Source organism: Parvularcula sp. IMCC14364 (genome assembly GCF_030758415.1).
Lineage (GTDB): Bacteria > Pseudomonadota > Alphaproteobacteria > Caulobacterales > Parvularculaceae > Aquisalinus.
Genome location: NZ_CP132334.1, coordinates 2,212,926 through 2,236,009, shown reverse-complemented (window position 1 = coordinate 2,236,009; position 23,084 = coordinate 2,212,926). Strand labels below are relative to the sequence as shown.

The following is a 23,084-nucleotide window of genomic DNA, read 5'->3' as shown; positions in this document are numbered from 1 at the left end:
GAGGACAGAGCGCCGCGCACCAGCGATTGTTTTGTGGCTAATATCGTGCCATAACTGGAAGTGGTGGGTGTTGTCGGTTTCCGGCAACGCAATTTTTGTCGTTTAAGGGGGACCAGTCTCATGGCCATCATCAGACCGAATGCGGATATTACTGCCGATGCGGAGGCGATTATTCCGCTCAATGGTGACACTGTTATCATTGATCAGGGTATCACGATTATTTCAAACAATGCTGAAGCCATTGAGGCATTCATCTCCGACATCATCGTTCAGGTTGACGGAACGGTGCAGGGCGCGACAGGCGGTATTCGCTTCCTTGCCGAGCCTGATGTGCTTTTCAATCACGACATAACGATTGGTGGTACAGGGTCTGTCAGCGCGATCGGGACGGCCATTTCGCTTGGTGGTTCGACGCCATTTGAGGGCCGGGGCACACTGTCAGTCGTCAACGCGGGTGAGATTACATCAGCTGACTTCTTCGGGGTTTTGCTTTTCAATTTTGCCACTGCCACAATCGACAATTCGGGTTCGATCACAACCAACCGTGACGACGCCAATTCTGCAAACGCCATCTTCCTCAGCGGCGAAAACGCAACACTCACCAATAGCGGCACAATCCAGAATTTCGTCACATCAACGAGCACTGACGTGGATGTATTGTCTGGCGTCGCCACAATCTCTTCCATACCTGGTTTTGGTAAGGATGAAGATGGCGATGCAAGCAATGACCTGACCACGATCAACAACTCGGGCAGCATTCTGTCCGGCACTAGCGAAAATGCAGGTACGGCGATCGTCAGTACAGACGGTATTGATGTTATCAATAACCTTTCTGGCGGATTGATACGGGGCGACATCTGGCTGGCTGATGCCAACGACACCCTGTCCAATGCAGGCACCATCGACGGCGATATAGATTTCGGAACAGGTGCCTTCACACTCATCATCGAAGAAGGGTCTGTGATAACAGGAGAGGTGCGTTCAACTGACGATGCTTCTAACGACACCGTGGACAACCGGGGCATTCTCGACTTTTCCATCGCCTTTGGCAGTGGCAATGATCAGCTTATCAACTCAGGCAATGTCACTGTTGATCAGGATTTCGGGGCAGGTAACACCACAATTACCAATACGGGCCTTATCAGTGCCGCGCTGACAATCGGCAGCGGCAATGACCTGATTTTCAATTCAGGCGAAATCAGCGGTGCGTTGACGCTTGGTGCAGGTGCAGACCAGGTCAACAATCAGGCCGGCGGCCTGATCAGCGGTACGATTGATGCCGGGGATCAGTCAGACACGATCAATAATGATGGCACAATCACAGGCGTTCTGAACACCGGTAGTGGTGGGGATTTCATCAATAATGATGCTCTTATTCAGAACACTGTCAACGCTGGAACGGGCGGTGATATCGTCACCAACAGTGGCACGATTGAGGCGGCGGTTAATACCGAGGGCGGAAGTGATGTGTTCACAAACACCGGTACGGTAACCGGGTCTGTCAATACGGCTGGCAGTGATGATATTTTTACCAATGCCGAAGGCGCAGCTATAACCGGCGCCATTGCGACAGGCGGTGGCAAGGATACGTTTGTCAACGACGGGACGATAACGGGTGATGTTGCCACGGGCTCAGGCCGTGAAGATTTCACGAATACAGGACTTATCACTGGCGATGTTCGCACGGGCGGTGGCAGTGAATCGCTTGTCAACAGCGGTACTATAGATGGCGAGTTGAACACTGGTGGCCTGAATGATGTTGTCACCAATACCGGCACTCTTTCTCAGGGGGTCAATACGGCGGCTGGCAATGACACGCTCCTGAATAATGGCGGCACGATCAACGGCTTCCTCGTGACCAACCGTGGTGACGACACGATTACCAATAATGGTGGTACAATCAATGCGCTCATCAACATGGCCAAGGATGACGACACGCTGAATAACATTGAAGGTGGTTCAATCACGGGTGACGTTTTGCTCGGCAGTGGTGATAATGCCATCACCAATTCCGGCACTATTCAGGGGAATATATCCGGTGAGACCGGCGCAGACATTATTGACAATTCGGGTTCGATTGTCGGCGACATATCACTGGGAGATGGCAATAACACGTTCTCTAACAACGCTGGCGGCGTTCTCAGCGGTAACATCACGACTGGTGCTGGCGCGGATTCCATTTCCAACGATGGTACCCTGACGGGTAATCTTTCCACTGGTGCAGGCGACGACAGTGTCACTGTGTCTGCTGACGGCGTACTGTCAGGCGATCTTGATCTTGGTGAGGGCAGTGCGGACGAACTTACCAATGCCGGGACGGTTACTGGCACAGTATCAGGCAGCAATTTCAGTGTTTCCAATGCCGCTGATGCGACAATTACATCAATAGCAGGTGGCTCTGCCGACGTTGACAACGCTGGCACGATTGATGCGATCAACAGTGATGCGCTGAGCCTGTCAAACAGCGCTGGCGGCTCCGTCACGGATGTGGATGCCGGTGATGCAGTTATCACCAATGACGGTACCATTGGCAGCGGTGGTATATCTGTTGCCGCTCTGGACTTGACAAACAGTGGAGATATTAACGCAGACGTCAGTGCGACGGGCGCGGCCAACATCGACAATAGCGGCACGATTACCGGTGCTATCAACACTGGAAGCGGCGCCGATACGATCACCAACCAGAGCTCTGGTTTTATTACGGCTGGTCTGTCACTTGGGGCAGGTGATGATCAGTTGACGAATGATGGTACGATCAACGGCGATATTGACCTTGGCACTGGCGACAACACCTTCTCGAACTCTTCTGACAATTCAATAAATGGCAATATATCCGCTGAACAAGATGATGACACAGGCGTTAATACTGGCACGATTACCGGTGATGTGGACCTGAAAGAGGGTAACAACTCTTTCACCAATGACGGCACTGTAACGGGCAATTTCTCCAGTGCAGGTGGCAGTGATACTTTCATCAATAATGGTGTCTTCACTGGCGACATCACGGTAGGCGATGGCGATAACTTCGTCACCAACAATGGCGCTATCATCGGTAATCTGATTGCAGGCGATGGTAATGATACAATCATCTTTGGCGAAGGCGCTACAATCAATGGCGAGGTTGACCCTGGAACTGGCGAGAATACGCTTGTAGGCATCACGCTGGGGGGTGGCTCCAATGCTGTAACCAATACAGAAGTTCTTGATGCGGACATTACAGGCGAAGAGGGCGATGATACGGTTGATAACAGCGGCACAATCAATGGCTCTGTCGATCTGGGGGATGGCGATAACGACGTTGATAACAGCGGTACGATCAACGATGATGTGACCACCGGCGCTGGCGCGGATGATGTCGACAACTCTGGTACTATAAACGGTAATGTCGCGACGGGCGCGGAAGACGACACCGTCAGCAATCAGGCTGGCGGGGTTATCGATGGTGACGTTGATCTTGGCGCAGCTGGCGAAGCTGGTGACACACTGGATAATGCGGGCACCATCATCGGGGCCGTCACGGGCGACTGTATCTTTGTCAACAATGCCGCCACTGGTGATCTTGCCGAAGTCGGTGGCATAAAGAGCATCATCAGCAATTTTGGTAACATCACGGCCGTTACGTCTGATGACAGTACGATCACGAATGACGGAACCATCAGCACGGTTGCGGTTGGCACACTTGACCTGACGAATAATGCGGAAGGCACCGTCACTGATATTGATACGAGCGGCGATGCATTGATTTCGAATGCAGGGACGATCGGTGCGGGCGGTGTGCAGGCCTTGGCCGAACTGGATATGACAAATACCGGTTCCGTCAATGGAGATATTTCAGCCGCAGGTGCAGGCGATGTTGTCGCAAACAATGGCGGTACGATTACCGGGGACATAAGTCTCGGCGATGGCCTTGATCGTCTGACAAATACCGGTGGTACAATCACCGCGACAGCCATCTCGACCGGCGGCAGCGGTGATGTATTGCTCAATGAGGCAGGTGGCAGCATCACGGGCACGATCAATACTGAGGCAGGTATTGATACGCTCACAAATGATAACGCTACCATAACTGGTGATATCAACACTGGTGGTGACAGGGACTCCCTGACCAACGCTGAAGGTGCGGTGATTGAAGGCAATATCAATCTTGGTACCAATGATGATACTGTGACCAACACCGCAGGTTCTACAATCACGGGTGACATCGACTTTGCCAGTGCAGGCGGATCTGGTGATATGCTGACAAATGATGGCACGATCAACGGAACTGTTTCCGGTAACGACATTATTGTTACCAACACCGGTACTATTACCGAGGTGGCTGGCAGTGTTGCCGACATTACAAACTCTGGTGATATCTCGACAGTTTCGTCCAGCGATGCGCTGGTCCAGAATGATGGCGCAATATCAACCGTTGCCACGGACACACTTGACCTCACCAACAATGCTGAAGGCTCCGTCACGGACATTGATACGTCGGGCGCTGCCCTCATTTCGAATGCCGGGACAATCGGTTCTGGTGGCGTGAGAGCCTTTGGTCAGCTGGATTTGACAAACACCGGCTCAATTGCGGGTGATATTCAGTCAGCCGGCTCCGGGGACACACTGACCAATAATGGTGGTACGATCACAGCCAATATCAATCTTGCTGGTGGCGGCGATGTACTGACAAATAATGGCGGTACAATTGTTGGTAACGTAAATCTTGATAATTTCAACGATCAGCTAATCAATCAGCAAGGTGCAACCCTCACCGGAGCTGTTGCGCTTGGCGAAGGCAATAATACGCTCACCAACTCCGCCTCTCTCATTGCAGGGAACATCACGGGCGGCGCTGGTGATGACACAGTTATCAATACAGATGGCACAATCACAGGGGATATTGACCTGGGCGAAGGGGACAATTCTGTTACCGAAACTTCCACAGAAGGCGAGTTTACGATAAACGGAAATATCACCACTGGTTCGGGTGCGGACAGTGTAACCGTAAATTCTGGTGAAATAAATGGCGACATTGACCTGGGAGATGGCGCCAACACGATTACGAATGAATTCGGTGCAATTAATGCAGACTCGATCACCACGGGCAGCGGCGATGACGCGCTGACAGTTAACGGTGGGTCAATAACAGATTCTTCTACTGAGGGACTTAGTGCGATCGATCTTGGCGGTGGTGCTGATGTTCTAACCAATGCCGGTGGCACTATTTCTGCTTCAATAGTGACGGGCGCTAATGGCGATACGATCAACAATGAAGAAGGTGGTAACATCTTCGGAAGTATTTCTACGGGCGGTGGCATTGATACACTGACAAATGACGGCTCGACGATTACCGGCGATATTATCACCGGTGGCGATAGAGACACTATCAATAACGCAGCTGCCGCAATCATTACGGGCAACATTGATCTTGGTTCTGGTGACGATGAAGTCACTAACAGTGAAGAATCCACAATCAATGGTGATATAGACTTTTCGAGCTCCGGCGAGGGTAGCGATGCGCTCACGAATGACGGTTCCATTAATGGGACAGTGTTGGGGAACAGCTTCTTTGTCACGAACAGCGGTGACATTACGGAAGTCGCTGGCAGCGTTTCTGATGTCACGAATTCTGGTTCAATCACCACAGTTTCGTCAAGTGATACCACGATCACCAATGATGGTACCATCGACACAGTTTCGGTTGGTGCACTCGATCTGACCAATAATGCAGAAGGTACAGTTTCGGAGATCGACGTTACTGGTAGCGCGCTGATCACCAATGATGGCGTTATTGAAAGCGGCGGAGTTACCGCCGGTGGCCAACTCGATCTTACAAACTCCGGTCAGGTGAACGGCGATATCAACAGTGCTGACGAAGCAGATACTGTCGCAAACACCGGTTCCATTACTGGCAATATCAGCCTTGGGGCAGGCGACGACATACTGACAAATACAGAAGGTACTATTAACGGCGATATTGATCTTGGGGCTGATAATAATGCCTTTACGATTGATGGCGGCACGATCAGTGGTGATGCCATCACGGCTGGCAGTGGTGATGATGAGCTGACTGTCAACAGCGGTTCAATCAACGGTTCATCTGAAGCTGGTTCAAACGCGATCAATCTTGGTGACGGCACGAACACACTCACCAATGATGGCAGCATCACAGCATCTGTTACCACCGGCAGTGGTGACGACACCGTTGCGAACACTGGCACCATGACGGGGGATATTTCTCTCGGTGGCGGGAATGATACTGTTACGAATACGGATGCGACCATCAATGGCAACATTGATCTTGGCGAAGGGGACAACTCCGTCACCGAAACCGTTAGCAGTGAAGAGCTTGCCACGATCAATGGCAATATTACCGCAGGCAGTGGTGTCGACACTGTCACTGTCAATAACGGCACGATCAATGGCGACCTTAGCCTCGGTGATGGCGCAAATGTAATCACCAACTCCGGCTCGATCAATGGCGATGCCATTACGACTGGCGCTGATGATGATCAGTTGACGGTCAATGCAGGCTCTATCGACGGCTCAACTGAAGCTGCCGCAAACGCCATTGATCTGGGTGACGGTAACAACACAATTACGAACGAGTTTGCCTTCATCAATGCCTCGATAACGACCGGCGCCGGTAACGATACGCTTACCAATACAGATGGTACAATCAACGGTGATATCGACCTGGGCGAAGGAGATAACTCTGTCACCGAAACGTCCAACTTCATGGCCTGGTTCACCATCAATGGTAACATTACGACGGGTGCAGGTGCGGACAGTGTAACTGTGAATGACGGCACCATTAACGGCAACATCTCGCTCGGTGATGGCAATAATACAATAACCAACTCGGGCATGATTGTTGGCGACAGCATCACAACAGGCACTGGCGATGATCAGCTGACGTTGAATAGTGGTCTTGTTGATGGTGTCTCAGAGGCTGACAATGCAGTAAATCTTGGCGATGGAAATAACACGGTTAATAATAACTTTGGCGTTCTCCTCGCTTCTCTGACGACTGGTTCCGGTACTGATAATATATTCCAGTCAGGCGGGGATATCTTCGGTGATATCAATACTGGTGCGGGGGCTGATCTTATTCAACAAGACAGTAGCGCCGTGATTTTCGGCAATATTGATACCGGCGCAGGCGGCGATAGTATCAGTAATTCCGAAGGTTCTGTTATCTCTGGCAATATAGCCTTGGGCTCCGGAGCTAATACGCTGACCAACACAGCCGAAATCCGCGGTAATGTAACGGCCCTGCAAGACGACGATACGCTTACTAACACCGGCATCCTCACAGGCGCGCTTGATGGTAGCTCAGTCAGCACTATTGGTGAGGTTGATCTGGGTGATGGCAACAACACGCTCGACAATTCCGGCACGCTGGAAGCGAACGTCACCACGGGCAGCGGCACGGACACGTTTACCAATACTGGTTCCATCACTGGCGACATCTCAACTGGCGCAGGTGCGGATGCACTCATGAATGGCTCAAGCAGTTCCATTTTCGGGTCTGTAGATTTTGGTGCTTCCGGCGAGGGCTTTGATACGCTTGATAATGAAGGCATCATCTCCGGCACGGTCAGTGGCGATGATTTCGACGTCAATAATACCGGATCCATCACGGAAGTTGCTGGCACCTTTGCCAGCATCACGAACGACAACCAGATTGACAGCGTCACATCGGAAAGCGCCGATATATTCAATAACGGCAATATTGATAATATTTCCGTTGGCAGCCTTTCTCTGGATAATAGTGGCACTGCCGGCTTTGTCAGTGCGGGTGATGCGTTCATCACCAATGATGGGACAATAAGTGGTATTAATGCTTTCGACCTCGACCTTACAAACAATGAGGGTGGTCTGATTGATGGCGACATTGCTGTCAGCGGCATCGGCACTATCACTAACGATGGTGACATTCAGGCCAGTCTTCTGCTCGATGACGGTAATGATACGATCACGAATAATGAAACCGGCATTATCATCGGCGATATTGAACTTGGCAATGGCACGAACCTGATCACCAATACCGGCTCTATTGAGAGCAGCGCCATTCTTGGTGGCAGCGGTGTTGATACGCTCGATAATTCCGGTCAGATTTCCGCCTTCGCTGATGGCAGCTCCGGTGGTTCACTGGCCACCTCGATTGACCTCGGGGACGGTGATAATGTCATCACCAATGATGGCACTCTTTTTGCCGATATCCTCACAGGTACAGGAAACGATACGTTTACAAATAATAACCAGTTCAATGGCGGCAATGATGGTGAGTCCACCGAAACCGCATCGCTTGATCTGGGCGATGGCAATAATTCCATCACGAATTTTGGCACAATAGTGGCGGATGTCATGACGGGTGCGGGGGATGATACCCTGTTGAATTCGGGCACACTCACTGGCGACATCATCCTTGGTGCCGGTGACGATACCATTACAGAGCAGTCACTGCAGACCATCAATGCTGACTCTATTGAGATGGGCAGTGGTAATGACCTGATTACGGTCAATGGCGGCACAATCAACGCAACGGATATTCTCTTTGCTGATGGTGATGATACGCTTGACGTCATCAATGGACAGGTAAACGCTGAGACAATCAACTTTGGTAATGCTGATATTGGCGTTGGGGCCAATGACGATCAGCTGCTGAATGCCGGTAACATTACGATCAACTCATCTGAAGCTTCGGGGATAACCTTCGGTGACGGTAATGACGTGCTGACTAACGCCGGATCTTTGGGTGGTGATGAGGTTATCTCTGGCAGCACTGGCGGGACAGAAGCTGCCAGTGTTGATTTTGGAGAAGGCGATAATATGCTGACCAATTCAGGATCGCTTACCGCCAACATCGTTGCAGGTGATGGTGCGGATACGGTCAATAACAGCGGTGTCTTTACGGGCTTCAATAGTGAAGGCACTTCCGTTGCTGCGGCTCATCTTGTGCTTGGCGCCGGGGATAATGCGATCAACAACACAGGCGGCGTCATGTCAGCCAACATCATCACAGATGGTGGCAATGATGTGCTGACAAACAGCGCTGTCATAAATGGCGGCGAAGAAATTGAACCAGGCACACTCACCGCGATCATTAATCTGGGTGAAGGCGACAATTCTGTTGTCAATATGGCGGGTGGCAGCATCATCGCGAACATCACCACAGGATCAGGTGCCGACAGCATTGCGAACACAGGCGGCAGCATTGATGGGACCATCAACCTTGGTGACGGTGAAAACACACTGACCAATGCCTCCGTTGTTGACGGTGCGACGGCACAAATCACCGGCAGCATTACTTTTGGTGCTGATGACGATACGCTTGATAATCAGCAGGATGCCGCGATCACTGGTGATATTTCCCTCGGGGAAGGGGACAATACGCTGGATAACGCTTCTGGCGCGCTCATCACGGGCAACATCACGGCTGGTGCAGGTGATGATGATGTGACCAATTTCGGCACCATTGAGGGAGATATAAACCTTGGGGCCGGTGATAATTCAATTACGGAAGGTTCTGGCGACACGATCATTGGTAACATCACAACGCTTGGCGGTGATGATGACCTGAGCGTTCAGGCTGGTGGTGTCGTACAAGGCAACATTGACCTCGGCAGTGGCACGAACACGATTGATAATGCTGGTGATATCAATGCCAGCACCCTGACCACTGGTACAGGCAACGATACTTTCCTGAACAGCGGCACTCTCGAAGGGCCGGTAGACGGCAGCACAGGTGGTACGAGCGCCAGTGTGGACCTCGGAAATGGCACAAACCAGATTGACAATTCCGGCACCATGCGTGTCAGCATCACAACTGGGTCCGGTGGAGATATTCTCACAAACAGCGGTACACTGACGGGTGCGGCAGGTGACGAATCTGATGAAGCGGCGGTCGTCAATCTTGGGTCAGGCCTCAACCAGATCACCAATAGTGGTGCCATGCTGGTCGCGCTGACCACTGGTTCCGGCATTGATACATTCGTGAATGAGACAGGCGGGACAGTAGATGGTGTTGTTGACCTCGGCTCTGGTAACAACCAACTCGTCAATGACGGTACCTTCAATGCCAATCTTACGGGCGGCAGTTTGAATGATCAGCTTGTCAATACAGGCTCTATCACCGGGGCTGTGAACCTCGGCAATGGTACCAATTCTGTTACCAACGAAGCCAGCGGCAGTATTTCCGGTACAATCACAACCGGCAGCGGCAATGATACCATCCTGAACGATGGCAGTATCTCCAGTGACGTCTCCACCGGGGGCGGTAATGACACGATTACGGTCAATGGAACGCTCACCGGCAACACCACCATGGGCGAAGGGAATGATAACTTCGTCACCAGCCAGAGCGGCGCTGTTGTAACGGGCAATATCAGTCTTGGTAATGGCTTCAACACCGTCAGCAATGTTGCCGGCGCGACCATCATGGGCAACATCAACGGTGATGCCGGTCTGGATAACGTCAACAATTCAGGCATAATTACAGGCAATATCGGCCTTGGTGACGGGCCCAATGGCGTGGTCAATGCCAGCGGCGCGACGTTCACCGGTAACATTACAACGGGCACGGGTGCAGACTCGCTGACCAATGACGGCACCATCAATACACTGAGCATCAATCTTGGTGGCGGCACTGATAACTTCAACAATACAGGCATCATCAATGGTAACGAAGGCATCGCCGTCATCAGTATGGGTGCAGGCGACGACAATGTAACCAACTCCGGCACCATCAATGGCGAGATTGATCTTGGTGAGGGCGACAACAGTTTCGTTGAAAATTCTGCGACAACAACCAACGGCAATATCAGCGCAGGCACAGGCGACGACCAGATCGACATCACAAGCGGCACGGTCAATGGCAACATCTCGCTTGATAATGGCACGAATGCGGTCACGGTTTCTGGTGAATTGAACGGCAACCTGACAACAGGAAGCCACGAAGACACACTCACTGTTTCCAGTTCAGGTCTTGTAGCAGGTGATATTGCGCTGGGTAACGGTGATAACACCATCGAGAATGCTGGCAGCATCCTCACAGATAATCTGAGCACCGGTAGTGATATTGATGTCCTTAACAACAGCGGCAGCCTGACGGGTTCGGACAATTCTGAAGGCGGCTTCTTCAATGCACCCGTCGATCTGGGCGATGGCGACAATGCGATCACTAATGACGGCACGATGCAGGCTGCTGTCACACTTGGCGCGGGTGATGATACAGTCACCAACTCTGCAGAGGGAACTTTCAGCGGTTCTATCGCCTTTGGCGGTGCGTCGCAGATAGCTGCTGTTCAGGGTCAGCCTTCAAACCTTCTCGACAATGATGGAACTTTCACTGGCAGCGTAACCGCCGCCAATGGTGCGCTCGTTGTTGATAATGCCAACAGCTTCACGGGCACGATTTCAGTCAGCGGCACGGGTGATCTGGTTGTCCTTAATACGGGCACGTTCACGGGCGATATTACAGGCGACACTGGAAATGACGTGGTCGATAATGACGGCGGCAGCATTGATGGCAACATCGCGCTGGGCAATGGCAGCAACCAGTTGTTCAATGCCAACGGGGCCAGCATCAATGGCGAGGGACTTACAATTTCCTTCGGCGATGGCAATGATTCGCTGGAAAATGATGACACCAGCACCATCACTGCGGCAATCAATCTGGGTAATGGCAACAACACTCTCGATAATTTCGGTGATGGCAGCACCATCAACGGTATCATCACGGGTGACATCACAGCCGGTGATGGCGATGACACGGTCAATAATTTCGGCGTCATCAATGGCAATATCAATCTTGGTGGTGGCAATAACATCATCAACGAGAACGGTAGTGAGAGCATTACGGGCAACATCACGACGCTTGGCGGTGTGGATACACTGAACATCACATCAGGCGGTCTGATTACAGGCGATGTTGATCTTGGCGACGGTAACAATATCGTCGACATCGCAGGCACTCTGATGGGCAACCTGACGACCGGCAGTGGCGATGAGTCCATCAACATTCAGGCCGGCGGTGTGCTCACCGGTGACATTGATATGGGTGCCGGCGGCGGCACACTGACCATTTCTGGAACCGTCAATGGCAACATCACCCTGGGCGAAGGCGTTGACCTCGTTCTGGTCGGCGGTGTCATCAATGGTGAAATTAACCTGGGCGACGGTAACAATATCCTCACGCTGGGTGAGATGAGCGGCAACATTGTATTCGGCAGTGGTGATGACACGTTAAATATCAGTGTTAGTGGCTCTCTCACTGGCAATGTCGATGGTAATGGCGGCAATGATACCATCAACAATAATGGTGACATGGTTGGTGACATCTTCCTCGGCGACGGTGACGATACAATCAACAATGGGGTTGGCGCATCGATTACAGCCTCCGTTGTTGATTTCGGCAATGCTGATACCGCAAATGGCGTAGCCGATGATGTGCTGATGAATTCAGGGTCAATCGTCAGCTCTATCGAGTTTGGCGATGGCAGCGATCAGCTTACCAATGATGCAGGCGCGACCATTTCCGGCGATACAGAAGTGCTCGAAGGCAGCTCCACAACTGTTCTGTCGACAACAGTCAGTTTCGGGGAAGGTGATAACACCCTCGACAACAGCGGCACGATCATCGCTGATATTACAACAGGCACAGGCAATGACAGCATCATCAATGATGGCCTGATCGAGGGGCAGGATTCAGCAACCACCAGCATCACTCTTGGCGAGGGGGATGACAGCGTCACCAATAATGAAGGTGGCCAGATCACTGCAGAGATTGATCTTGGTGACGGCGATAACATTGTCACCAACGCTAGTGGTGCCTCTATCCTTGGCAGGATAGATACCGGTAACAACGATGACACGGTCACCAACGATGGCTCAATCGAAGCTGCTGATGGGACCGGGGCCGCTTCGCTGCGTGATGGAGACGATACGTTTACGAACAACACAGGCGCGTCGGTGACCGGCCGGATTCAGACCGGCGATGGCAACGACATCATCAGCAACAGCGGCACCATTGATGGCAGTATCGAGTTTGGTAGCGCAACCGTAGCCAACACATTAACCAATTCGGGAACAATCACAGGTAGTCTCTTCGGTTTAGATGTTACGAATATAACGAATACATCTACTGGTATCTACACCGGCAACTTGGGCGGTTTCGGTGCCGTGAATGTCATCAATGATGGCGTATTCAACACATTAGTTGTTACAAATTCCGGAACTGGCAACGCGGTCAACATCACCAACAGTGGCACCATTCAGGGGCTGGGGGGCGCCGGCACGTCGGCTGTCCTGCAGCTGGATGATGGTGCCGATGTCATCACAAACAACACCGGTGGCCTTATCGTTGCCAGCATCCGTGGCGGCCAGGGTGTCACAACAATCACAAACAATGAAGGTGCGACCTTCACAGGCGACATGCAGCTCGGTAGTGACGCTGATGTCATCGTGAATGACGGCACGATCGATGGCGGTGAAACGCATACCTTGGGGAGTGGCGATGATACGTTTACCAACAGCGGATCTTTCACTGGCGACCTGCAGGCGCAGGCTGGCGACGATACCGTCACCAATAGCGGTACTTTCACAGGCAGCATCGACTTTGGCTCAGCTGGTGAAACAGGTGATGCCCTGATTAATAACAGTGGCTCGATCTCCGGCACGGTCAGTGGCGATCAGTTCAGTGTGGACAATAACGGTACTGGCTCCATCGAAACGGTGGCTGGCACGGATGCGTCAATCGACAATGACGGCACGATCAACACGGTCTCCTCAACGACAGCAACGGTAAACACAAACACTGGCACGATCACGGGCATCACTTCGACGACAACGACTGTTTCGTCGAACACTGGTGCGATCACCAATATTGAGGGCGGGACACTCGACCTGACGAACAGCGTGGGCGGTTCAATCGGCATGATCGATGCAGCAACACTGCTTACCATCAACAATGACGGCTCTATCACCGGCAGTATCACAGCGGGCGCTGGTGACGACACGATCAACAACACAGGTACCATCAGTGGCGACATTGATCTGGGTGCAGGTACCAACACGATCAATGAAGGCTCGGGCACAACCATCACTGGCAGCATTACAACGGGTAATGATGAAGATTTCATCAATGTTCTGGCAGGCGGCAGCATCGACAATGCGTCTATCAACCTGAATAATGACGATGATACAGTCACCGTCAGCGCAGGTGGTTCCCTGACCACGGATGAGCTGAATTTCGGTGACGCAGACACGGCCAATGGCGAGACAGATGATGTGCTCGCTAACAGCGGCGCAATCCTCATTAACGGCTCTTCCGGCGGTATCACTTTCGGAAACGGCTCAGATACTGTCACCAACAATGAAGGCGGCACCATCACCGGCGACATCACCTTGGGTGATGGCTTTAATCAGTTGACAAACGATGGCGACATCACTGGTGAGATTACGGGTGGGTCGTATAATGAGACGATCTACAATGACGGTAACATTTACGGCGGCATCGACTTCGGCCAGAATACATCCGAAGGCATCGATCAGCTGATCAATACTGGCTCGGTCACAGGTACGGTTCAGGGCGATGGTTTTGAAGTGCAAAACTCTGGCTCCGTGTACGATGTGGCCGGCAACTATGCCACCGTCTATAACTATAATCAGATCGACAATATCAGTTCGTCTGCCGCAGCAGTGTCCAACACCGCGACGATCGGCAATATCTCCGTAGACGACCTTGATCTCTTGAATGATCCTGATGGCAGTATCGGCGACATCTCCGCCAGCAACACATTTGTTATTTCAAACTCTGGCGATATTACCGGCACAGTTACAGGCGGGACAGGAAACGATACACTTACAAACTTCGGCGATATTGGTGGCAATATCGACCTGGCTGGCGGCGTCAACACACTGACGAATAATGCAACCGGCGTCATCACCGGCGATATCACGGCTGGAATCGGCGGTGACACGCTCAACAACACCGGTACAATCACCGGGAATATTGATCTTGGAAATGGCAACAATACCATCAATGAAGGTGCCGGCACTACGATCACCGGCACAATTACAACGGGCGCAGGCGCAGACACAATCAATGTTCTGGCCGGTGGTAATATCGATTCATCATCCATCAGCCTGGGCGATGCAGGCGACACAATCGATGTAGATGCTGGAGCGACGCTGGATGGCGGCGATGACGGGAATGGCGGCACGCTTGCGACCAGCATTGATCTGGGTGAAGACGGTAACCTGATCTTCAACGACGGTGCAATCGCTGCAGATATCTCGGGTGGTTCCGGTGCTGACAGAATATTCAACAACACCACGATCACTGGCTTTGTTGATGGTTCTAGTGGCGCTACAAATGCGAACATCAATCTGGGTGATGGCAACAACGTGATTTCAAATGGCGCGGGCGCAATGCTCACAGCCGATGTCACCCTCGGTAGTGGGGATGATACCCTCACAAACAGCGGCACGATTTCCGGTATGGTTAATCTCGGTGCGTCTTCGGAAGGGGATACTGTCACGAATAATGCTGGCGGTTCCATCAACGGCCAGGTTCAGGGCGATGGCTTTGATGTCGATAACGCCGGGTCTATCTACAGCCTCTCGTCAAACGTCAGCCTGAACCTGACCAACAATATTGGCGGGTCAGTCGGCAATATATATGCCGAAGATGCAATCATCACGAATGATGGCACAACTGAAGGCATCAGTGCATCCTCACTGAACCTGACCAACAACAGCGCTGGCGACATCACCAACCTCATCAGTGTTGACGGGACGGCGACAATTGATAATTCCGGCGACATCATCGGCGGGATTGCTACGACTGATGTTACAGACATCACCAACAACTCGGGCGGCATTATCCAGAACGGCATCACCACAGGTGCTGGTGATGATACAATCACCAACGCTGGCAGCATTAGCGGCGGCGTCAGCACCGGTGAAGGCATGGACAGTTTTGTCAATGCTGGCTCTACGGCCTCCGTCACGGGCGGCATTGACTTTGGTGACAACACCACCAGCGGCACAACGGATACGTTGACCAATAATGGTGGCAACATCAGCGGCACAGTCACTGGTGGCGACACGACGATAGTTGTGGATAACAATAATGATGGCGGTCTCACTGGCTCTATCGAAACAATCGCTGGCACAACATCGTCCGTAGACAATGACGGCACGATCACAACGATCTCGTCCACGACGACGACGGTGAACACAAACACCGGCACCATCACAAACCTGACCGCCACCAACGCGACGGTTACAGCCAACGACGGCACCATCACCAATATCGAAGGTGGCACGCTTGATCTGACAAACAGTGAAGGCGGCAGCTTCGGCACTGTGGATGCAGCAACACTCCTGACCCTGACCAACAACGGTTCAATCACAGGAGATGTTACGGCGGCTGACGGCGATGATTCCCTCACCAATAACGGCACGATCACAGGCGACATTGCACTGGCTGGTGCGGCCACTGCGACCGGCAACACTTTGTCAAACTCAGGAACAATCCGTATGGATGCCATCACAGGTGGCAGCGGTGCAGACAATCTCGTCAATACCGGCACCATTGGCGGTGTTGTACCTGTTGAGACACAGATTGTGGGGGCAAACACAGTGCCGAATAACGGTCGTTTGTTTATCATTGATTTTGATACAGGCCAGACAAGTATTGTGACGACCAGTGGCAATCGCGCAGCAAACGCGCCGACAAATGGTGTCATTATTGATATCAATCCGAACAACGACAATTGGAACGTGACAGCATATTCCTATCTTGATGGTGTGGAAACACAGCGTACAGATACGAATGATTTCACGATCGAAGGATATGCTGGCGCAGTTACAACATCACCAACTGGCACCGTTTCCTATCAAGATGTGACAACCAATGCCGTTCTGACATGGTCAAGCCTCGTGGAGACACCGCTCGGCCCACAAACCGTCACATACACATTCTCGGATATCGACTTTACTGATGCGTTCCCGGGCGATCTTGATGTGGGCAATGTGACTGTTGCAACAACAGGCGCATCGATTGATCTTGGTGATGGTGATAATACCATAAACAATAGCGGCGATATTGGTGCAGACATTATTGCGGGCGCAGGCATTGATGACATTACCAACTCGGGCACCATTGCGGGCAACGTAAACCTTGGCGGCGGTGATGATAACTTCACCAGTGCCGATGGCACTGTCGGCGGCACCGTCTTCGGTGAGGGCGGCAATGATGACTTCATCGCTGGCCTTAATGCAGATGACTTTGATGGTGGTGCAGACGAGGATTCAGTTTCCTATATCACCTCTGGCTCAGCCGTAACGGTCAATCTCGCAACAGGCGTTAATACGGGAGGCAATGCACAAGGCGATACGCTCTCCAACATTGAGAATATCTTTGGTTCGGATTTCGACGATATTCTCACGGGTGACGGCGGTGAGAACCAGATCTTTGGTGGCTCCGGGCTTGATACCATTTTTGATGGTGAGGGCAGTGACACAATGAACGGCGGTGCTGATGCTGACACGTTCATTATCTCACAGGACTCCAACAGCGGTGTTACCATCACGGATACAATTCTCGACTTCGAGGATAATGATCTGGCAACGGATGACGTGATCGACCTGAGTGCATTCTTCACGGATATCTCTGAGGTGGTGGCCAATGCCGTAGAAGTTGATGGCAATGTCAGAATTGAGTTGCAACCGAACTCGGCTATTTCCCAGTTCCTGGTCATAGAGAACACGACCATAGCTGCTCTTGATGTCGACGATTTTTTTTAGGCTTATCGTAGCGCCGGAGATTGATGCAGACTCATCTGCGCTCACAAGTTCCCTGACAGTCGGCATCGACCAGTCAGATAATTTTGACGCAGATGATCTGTTGGCGAATTTCAACACGGAAACCTCAGGCCGCTCCGCTGCCGTAATCGACAATAACGGCACGTCAGTGCTCGCCATTGGGGCCGGTGGCTCTACACGAACAAATCCACTTGTTGAATTCCCGGGCTTTGCTGCGGGTGAATTCGACGCTGACAGCGTGGTGACCATCACCATTACAGGTGAAGTCATCCGCGATGGCAGTGATCAGGACCTGATTTTTGGTATTCAGGATTCTGATGAATTCATGGGCGTGTTTACCGCTGATGGTGGTGGCTTCCTTGTTGCAGATGGTATCGTGAACGGCTCATATGGCATCGGTCTTGGGAGTTTCGGCCAGGCTGAATTTGACAGAACCGAGTTCCCGCCTAATGGTGTGCCGCAGGTTGATCAGTTCCTGATGCAACTTACGCTAAATGGGGCAACCGATCAGATCACGTTGGTTAACGGCGATGGCGTTACCTATAATCTCAACTCGACGATTGGTGATTTCCTGAGCCCTGAAGATGGGTTCACATTCTTCATCGCGCCCGATCAAGGCTCAGAGACATACGATATCGTCAGCTTCGATTACACTGTGAACGAAGCGTCCCTGACGGACAGTGGCACGATCGTCTTCACGGACACTGACAGCGAGAGCCACACAGCAAGCGTCACGGATGTTTCATTCACCGGCAATGCTGGCGATGTGACGCCTGAGGACGCTGAGGCCTTCCTGCAGCTGGTCACAGCAACAACAGGTGGTGCGGGTACGGTTGACTGGACCTTCACGGCCAGCGACAGCCTGTTCCGCCATCTCACGCTCGGTGAGCTGTTGGACATCAACTACGAAATTACCGTCGATGATGGTGAAGGCGGAACGGATGTCACGACACTGGCCATCACTGTGGTGGGTAACCCGCCAGTCACCGGCCAGGCTGATGGTCTCATCCTCGAAGGCACAGCAGGTGCTGATACACTGGAAGGCTTCGGCGGTAACGATCTGCTCTCCGGTAATGATGGTGATGATACTCTGCTGGGCGGTGCCGGTAATGATATCTTTGATATTGATGTCGACAGCGCACTCAGTGGCAGCGGCGTCACAATCACCGACACAATCACTGACTTCGAAGATGGTGTGGACCTGATCGATGTCCTTGATTTTGGTATCGAGGATATTGATGCATTCCTGGCTGCGCGGGCAACGGAAGTGAACGGTGATGTGCGCATTGAACTCGCGAACGGTTCCGCGACACAGTTGCTGATTATTGAGAACACAACACTGGCACAGCTTGATGCATCAGACTTCGTCCAACCGGAAGCAGTTATAGAACAACCAGCGACAAGATCATTCTCTCTTGATGCGAATGACCTGTTGCCTCTGGTCAATAACCCGACTGTTACGGCAAATGTTCAGAACATCAATGAAGAGGACGTATTGCAGGCATCTAATGGCACACAGAATACGTCCTTCATTGAGGTGCCCTTGACATTTGCAGGAGCCGTTGATGCGTCGGATCAGGTATCAATCACTTACACCTTTGACAGGCAGGCAATCGTTAGTGGTGACACTGATAATGATATCTTCGTCGGGGTGCATGATGGCCAGAAACAGATATCGCTGTTCGCGTTGGATCAGGCTATTGCGCAATTCTTTGTCGCTGATTTTGGTGCAGATAACACAGTTGTAGATCAGGCAGTTGGAAACGGTGCGACACTAAATACACTGGAGACCGGTGGTGCCAATATTACAGCCAATGGCTTTACTGAAAACTTCAAAGTTCAAATAAGCCTCGACGGTTCAAACGATCAAATTTCGATCAGCGATATCAATGGCCAGTCACTTTCCTTCTCTTCAGTGATTGGGGATTACCTCGATCCGTCGAATGGTCTGACCTTCTTCATCGCCGGAAACTTTGACACTATTGGCGCACCAGAGGTCTATAACATCGTCAGTGCCGGTGTATCTGTCACCGGCGGCTTCAGTGCTAATGGCAATGATAGCTTCATTGCTGACCTCTTTGCTGAAAGTTTCGATGGTGGTGAGGGCAATGACACTGTCTCCTATGTCAATTCAACAGCAGGCGTCACCGTGAGCCTGTCTAATGGCGAGGTCGTACAGACACCGGGCACCTTTGCTGCGAGTTTTGAGCTATCTTCCCTCCTGGCGGTCAATGGCGGTGATGGTAGTAACGGCTTTATTCTGAATGGCACCGACATCAGTGATCGCAGTGGCTTCTCGGTGGCGAGTGCCGGGGACGTCAATGGTGATGGCGTGGATGACCTGATCATCGGGGCCCTTAATGGCGATCCGAATGGTCAGGCCAATGCCGGGGAGAGCTATGTGGTGTTCGGGACTGCTGGCGGGTTCGCGGCGAGCCTCAATCTCTCGTCCCTTGATGGCAGTAACGGCTTTGTGCTGAACGGCATCGATGGCGACGACCGTAGCGGCATCTCGGTGTCCGGTGCCGGTGATATCAATGGCGACGGCGTGGATGATATAATCATCGGTGCCTCTCGCGCCGATCCGAATGGCCAGGGCGATGCTGGAGAAAGCTATGTGGTGTTTGGCCAGGCGGGCGGGTTCGCGGCCAGCCTCGATCTCTCCGCCCTTGATGGTAGCAATGGCTTTGTGCTGAACGGTATTGATGCGGGCGACAATAGCGGCCGCACGGTCGCCAGTGCCGGGGATGTCAATGGTGACGGCATTGATGACCTGATCATCGGGGCCCTTAATGGCGATCCGAATGGCCAGGCCGATGCTGGGGAAAGCTACGTGGTGTTCGGCTCTACGACCGGGTTCGCGGCCAGCCTCGAGCTCTCGTCCCTTGATGGCAGTAACGGCTTTGTGCTGAACGGTATTGATGTGTCAGACGATAGCGGCATCTCGGTGTCCGGCGCGGGGGATGTCAATGGCGACGGCATTGATGACTTGATCATCGGGGCTTCTGGTGGCGATCGCATTGGCGGGGCTAATTTTGGAGAAAGCTATGTGGTGTTCGGCTCTACCGCCGGGTTTGCGGCGAGCCTCGATCTCTCCGCCCTTGATGGCAGTAATGGCTTTGTCCTGAATGGTATCGATGCGGACGACATCAGCGGCTTCTCGGTGGCCAGTGCCGGGGACGTCAATGGCGACGGCGTGGATGATTTGATTATCGGTGCCCGTGGAGGTGATCCGAGTGCCAATTTGGGTGAATTCAACGATGGGGAAAGCTATGTGGTGTTCGGCTCTACGGCCGGGTTCGCGGCCAGCCTCGATCTCTCCGCCCTTGATGGTAGTAACGGCTTTGTGCTGAACGGCATCGATGGCGGCGACCTGAGCGGCCATTCGGTGGCTGGGGCCGGGGATGTCAATGGCGACGGTATTGATGACCTGATCGTCGGGGCGGTTAATGCCGATCCGAATGGCCAGATAGATGCCGGGGAAAGCTATGTGGTCTTTGGCCGCGGCACCTTTGAGGCTGTGGTCAATGTCGGCGGCCATGCAGAAGGAGACGTACTGATTGATATTGAGAACCTCATCGGCTCTGACTTCAATGATGTTCTCACCGGCAACGATCTGAATAACATTCTGGATGGTGCCGATGGTGATGACATGATCTTCGGTGGCTCCGGTCTTGATGAACTGACTGACGGTCTGGGCAGCGATATGCTTACAGGTGGTGCGGATGCAGACATCTTCATCATTGAGCAGGAAATCGCCAGTGGCGTTGGGACAATCGACACCATCCTCGATTTCGAAGATGATGTGGATACGCTGGATCTGTCAGCCTTCGGCTTCGCAGATCAGGGTTCTGCCATTGCCACAGCCACCGATATTGATACCGATGGGGATGAAATTGTAGATTCTACTCAGTTCATGCTGACCACTGGTGGCGCTGATACGCAGATACTGGTGGTGGAAGGGATCCTGAAAGCTGATCTCCAGAACCATATCGATGTCGGCGAAGTAATCTCGTAAGAAATCGCACATTCAAAAAAAAGCCCGGCTTACAGGCCGGGCTTTTTTGTTTTTACAGACCAGAAAACAGTCTACAGATCAACTTCTGCAGGTTTCAGGTAATGGCGGATTTCCTCCGTCTTGAATCCAAGTGCCATCGGCCGGATCAGGCCCGGCAGGGCAACCACGTCATATAATTCCTCGACAACGCCTTCAATCGTGAAGGAGTGCGCAACCGCGCCCGTTTTCAGGTCAATCACTTTCAGGCCGCATTGTGGTGACACGCCTTCCTTCTCCAGGCGGGCGTTCAGCGCCAATCCCTGAAAGGTCTTGTTCTCGCGTGGCTTGGAGAGGCCGACAATCGCATGGTCACCAATAAATGTCAGTCCACGCAGGAAACCAGGGCAAAAAGCCACGGGTTCAAATTTTCCGCTGTTTGAGTCCACTTTGCCGAATTCCCCCGTCCCGGCATTCAGGAGCCATAAGACGCCGTTATGCACCCGCGGGGAGTGCGGCATGGAAAGGCCCGTTGCCACAATCTCGTTGCTCTCCACGTCCATGATAACGCCGCCGCTTTCACGGTGTTCGCGCCAGCCTTCGGAGATATTGGTGGTGGAGACCATCGACACATATTTCGCCTTGCCATCTTCCATGGCGAGGCCGTTCAGGTGGCAGCGGTCTTCCGCCACCAGCCGGTCGATAAAAGGCGGCTTCCACACAGGGCGAAAGGAATGCGTCTCGCCAGGCACGGCAAGGCAGTTAAAAAGGGTCGTCACGAAAATGGGCTGCCCGTCCGCCTGAACACCGATATCATGTACATCCACATCGCCGGTGGTGCGGCTTTCCAGCGGGACATAGACCGCATCAAAACCATTATGCTGCTGCCCGTCTTCCAAAAAATCCTCAAACCGCCAGAGCTGGTTCAAGGTTGCCATCCACAGGCGCTTGTCCTGCGTTGCCAACCCCATAGAGCGGGCAAATGTGCGCTCGAAAATGGACAGCCGCCCATCCGGTTGCATCCCGATGAAAAAAACTTTGCCCGCCTGATAGGTGGTGAAGGCAAGGCTTGCCTGCGCGCCTGTCAGCCATGAGGTAAAAAGCCTGCTGCCACTTGCGGAAAATGCCGGTTCTGCCATGTCGCCTCTTGTTCTGTGTCGTTCTGCCTTGTCGGTCATAACCGCTGCATATGTCACGGCAAAGCTGTTTCTTGATCAGGAAAAATTTTGCACCCACTGTAAAAGCATAAGCATATCAAGAGCTTAAAAATTTATGT

The 23,084-nt window shown here is 52.4% G+C and carries 3 protein-coding genes; 2 read left to right on the top strand and 1 reads right to left on the bottom strand.

Features of this window, described 5'->3' with window-relative positions; all coding sequences use genetic code 11:
- Nucleotides 1–120 precede the first annotated feature (120 nt).
- Nucleotides 121–17,796, top strand: coding sequence for a hypothetical protein (locus tag RAL90_RS10585; protein ID WP_306250392.1), 17,676 nt, complete (start codon nucleotides 121–123; stop codon nucleotides 17,794–17,796).
- Nucleotides 17,777–21,832, top strand: coding sequence for a hypothetical protein (locus RAL90_RS10580; protein WP_306250390.1), 4,056 nt, complete (start codon nucleotides 17,777–17,779; stop codon nucleotides 21,830–21,832). Before RAL90_RS10585 ends, RAL90_RS10580 begins: the two co-directional genes overlap by 20 nt.
- Before the next feature lie 71 nt (nucleotides 21,833–21,903).
- On the opposite strand, the gene RAL90_RS10575 is transcribed toward RAL90_RS10580, so the two are convergent.
- Nucleotides 21,904–22,986, bottom strand: coding sequence for a TIGR03032 family protein (locus RAL90_RS10575; protein ID WP_306250388.1), 1,083 nt, complete (start codon nucleotides 22,984–22,986; stop codon nucleotides 21,904–21,906).
- Nucleotides 22,987–23,084: the final 98 nt, after the last annotated feature.